The following is a 3,325-nucleotide window of genomic DNA, read 5'->3' as shown; positions in this document are numbered from 1 at the left end:
TTTTTTTTTATATTTAATTGCCTATCATCTTGCATATCTAAAACCAAGTTATTGAATTTAATTAATTATAGTGTATATGCTAACAGTCGGTTTTTCACTGTTTACATCTATTAGAAATGATTTATTGAGATTGAGCTTATTCAATTGTAAGCTAACGCGGAAAAGAAAAACCGCCAATAGGCGGTTTTTCTAAAAGTTGGTACTTTGAGTTGGGGAACTCTTTGTACCGAGGTAACAGGGTGTACAAGACCACTGAAACCAAATTCTGTCATATCAGTTTAGCCGTTATTGCGGTGACACTTCAAGGATTTCAGCGAAATAATTCAGTACACCCCGTTACCAAAGGCTATCGCCAGTGGCGTTTTTACGTGTCTGTCAGGGTTGGATTCAAGAGAACAGTTACCTGAACAGGCGTGATAGTCGGGCTAAACGGGGAGTTCGTGCAAATAGCCCAGCTTGGAGCGAACCACCTAAACAAGTGCAGTACCGGTACAGGGAAGCTGAGAGATAGCGCCCCCAAAGACAGAAAGAGCGGATTAAAACCGGCTGTAAACTTGTAAGGTGGGAACAGGAGAGCGCACGAGGGAGCCGTCAGAGGGAAACTTCTGGCATCTTTAGAGTCCTGTCGGGTTTCGCCTGTCTTGACTAGAGCACCGAAAATCAATTGATTTTTGTGAAGCTCGTCAGGAGGGCGGAGCCTATTGTAAAAGGGCTATTCTTCGCCCAGCTTAGCGTTCAGTCTTCGGTGTAGTGACTCCGCGTGTTCGTGGAGTTCTTCACAAAGGTTGGTTTCCGCATCGAGATTATCCGAATCCTGTTCATTGAGTTTTTCGAGTAAGAGCAGACTTTGAGCCTGTAAAAAATTAGCCATATTCACGACTGCTTTTTCCTGCTTCGTCATCTTTCAAATCCCATTATTTTCTTACTGATTGTACAAAATTTTATCTGCTGCTAATGTTTAGGGCAAGGACACACATCGTTATCTCTTCGAGATTTCCTCGTGCCCTTGCAATGGGCTTCGCCCCTTGACCCCAAAAGGACAAAAGCATGACGACCAAACGTACTGAAACCGTGATTATTCGCCTGACATCTGACGAGAAACAATCGTTACTTTTGCGAAAAACCAAACCCCGTTTGGCTGAGTGGTTACGTGAACTGGCGTTAGGTCAGAAACCCAAACGTCAGCCGAAAAGCGTTGCTCCTGCGTTGTTGTTTGAGCTTAACCGGATAGGAGTGAACCTCAACCAGATAGCCCGTCATTGCCATCAAGCACCGGGTTCGATGGAAACGGTCAATATTGCCTTAGCGTTACGACATATTGAGGCACAGCTTCGGGAGGTGCTCGACCGTGCTGATTAAATTCTTTGGTAACAAAGGCGGTGGCAGTCCGAAAGCCAGCATGGATTATTTGCTTCGTGAGGGCAAAGAGGACACACAATTTCAGGTATTACGGGGCAATCCTGAATTGTCGCAGTCTATTGCGGAGAGTTGCGGATTTAAGAATGCGTACACCGTGGGATGTCTGTCATTTGAGGAAGAAAATATACCCGACCATCACAAAACCGCCATTATGGACCGATTCGAAAAGCATGTTTTTTCGGGGCTGGAGAAAGAGCAGTACAACATCACATGGGTTGAGCACACGGACAAAAACCGGTTAGAGCTTAATTTCTATATCCCTAACGTTGAGCTGACCTCACAGAAACGCTTACAGCCGTACTATGACAAAGCCGACAGACCACTGATTGAAAATTTTAAGCAGGTTATCAATTACGAATACGGCCTGACCGATCCCCGTTCGCCGGATAAACAGCAAACACTGATAACCCGTGCGGATTTACCGACAGAAAAACGATCAGCCCTGAAAGAGATTGATACCGGCATATCGGCATTGGTGCAGAAAGGACTGATCCGTAACCGTGATGATGTGATTGAAACGCTGAAACAGTCAGGCTTTGAGATAGCCAGAGTGACACCGAAAAACCTCTCAATCAAAACCGGGGGGCAAAACTTACGTTTAAAAGGGGCGTTCTATGAGCAGGATTTTAAATTTAGCGCAGACGTTCTCCGAGAATGCCAAGCAAGACAGCGAGATTATGACGGAGAAAGTGAAACTCGCTATCGAACAGCACGAGAACGACTTGAAAGCGCAACTGGCAGACGCCAGCAGGAATTTGAGCGAAAGTATCCAAGTCGAGCAGACGAAATTGATCAGGCGTACCGTGAGCGCGTGGAAATTACCGTTCATCATTCTGGGCGTACTGGTGCTGATATTGGCAGGGATCAGTCTGTTTCTCACATACTGGAGCGTGAGCGAATACCAGAACATGACCGGGTGGAAGCGGTCAGCCGAGATATACCAGACACAGAGCAAGCATATCCGGTTCACAACATGCACCATGGACGACAAGAGCGAGAGAGCGTGCGTCGAAGTCGATCCAAAATACAAAACCGAGAGTTGGGGCGAGAAAAAGAACCTCAAAATATTACCGAGATAAATCACCATGACCGAGACAGAACAACTCTTAGAGAACGCCTTGACCACCTTGTTACAACAGCAAGAGACCGTTATCAGCAATTTATCTCAGCGTGTCGGGGAGCTCGAGACACAGAACAGTCAGTTAGCCATGCAATACAGGGAAATCAGTCAACAGTTAGCGACTTTAACCGGACTGCTGAACAGGTATCAGAAAGGCTGACACAGCAGATCCAGCGACAGGAAGTAAAACGGGATCGTGGGTTCAGTATCGGCTTTTAACGGATAAAACTGTTTCAAGCCACAAACAAGTTTGCGACTTTCACCAGTTTGGCGATGAAAACCGGACGAAAAAACGGGATGTTAAAAACGTCCTCAAACGTCACAGAAACCGTTATAAACTTTCAGGATGTTTGGGTGTCACACTGGGTGTGTTTGGTGCTTAAAATCGCTCTGAGGTGTTCTGATGATGTCTTACGGGCGGTTTTGAGTAGTAAACTCGCCCGTTTAACATAATGGGTCTTGTAGGAACTGTTTCTTTTGAACGTATTGATTATAAAAGCTTTTTTGTTGATGGTTTTAATCTATATGAGATAATTGGAGTAACTAATAAATATGATGAATAAATGACATAAAATGAACTATATAACAGATGATGCTAAATTAAGACGTTACTATTGGATTGATGAAATAGTTAAATTGAGTGGTAATTTTGTTAACGACTCCAGTCGAGTAGAACAAGAGATTATTGGTGAGGTTCTTAGAACCGGTAGTTCAGCATTAATGGATCATCTAAGGTTATGCACTGCAATTCCTGAATCGTATGCTCATGATTCAAGTGAAGAAAAA

At 44.4% G+C, this 3,325-nt stretch carries 4 protein-coding genes; 3 read left to right on the top strand and 1 reads right to left on the bottom strand.

Annotated features, from left to right (window positions below; translation table 11 throughout):
* Positions 1-712 precede the first annotated feature (712 nt).
* Complete coding sequence (locus AYY16_RS13030; protein ID WP_067367342.1) at positions 713-901, bottom strand: Rop family plasmid primer RNA-binding protein; 189 nt, start codon at positions 899-901, stop codon at positions 713-715.
* Positions 902-1,047: 146 nt separating this feature from the next.
* Here AYY16_RS13030 and AYY16_RS13025 point away from each other — a divergent pair, with 146 nt between their 5' ends.
* The 3 genes from AYY16_RS13025 to AYY16_RS13015 form a co-directional block, all read left to right on the top strand.
* Entirely contained in the window at positions 1,048-1,359 is a 312-nt protein-coding gene (locus AYY16_RS13025; protein WP_067367339.1) for a MobC family plasmid mobilization relaxosome protein, read from the top strand.
* 674 nt (positions 1,360-2,033) lie between these two features.
* Positions 2,034-2,498: an MbeB family mobilization protein gene (locus AYY16_RS21720; RefSeq protein ID WP_223861265.1), complete on the top strand. Its 465-nt coding sequence runs from the start codon at positions 2,034-2,036 to the stop codon at positions 2,496-2,498.
* Positions 2,499-3,112: 614 nt separating this feature from the next.
* Positions 3,113-3,325, top strand: a 213-nt coding sequence (locus tag AYY16_RS13015) for a HindIII family type II restriction endonuclease (protein ID WP_156665008.1), incomplete at its 3' end; no start/stop codon positions are given.

The sequence above is a fragment of the Morganella psychrotolerans genome (assembly GCF_001676155.1).
GTDB lineage: Bacteria > Pseudomonadota > Gammaproteobacteria > Enterobacterales > Enterobacteriaceae > Morganella > Morganella psychrotolerans.
The sequence above is the reverse complement of the archived record's forward strand: the minus strand, read 5'-3'. Positions and strand labels throughout refer to the sequence as shown.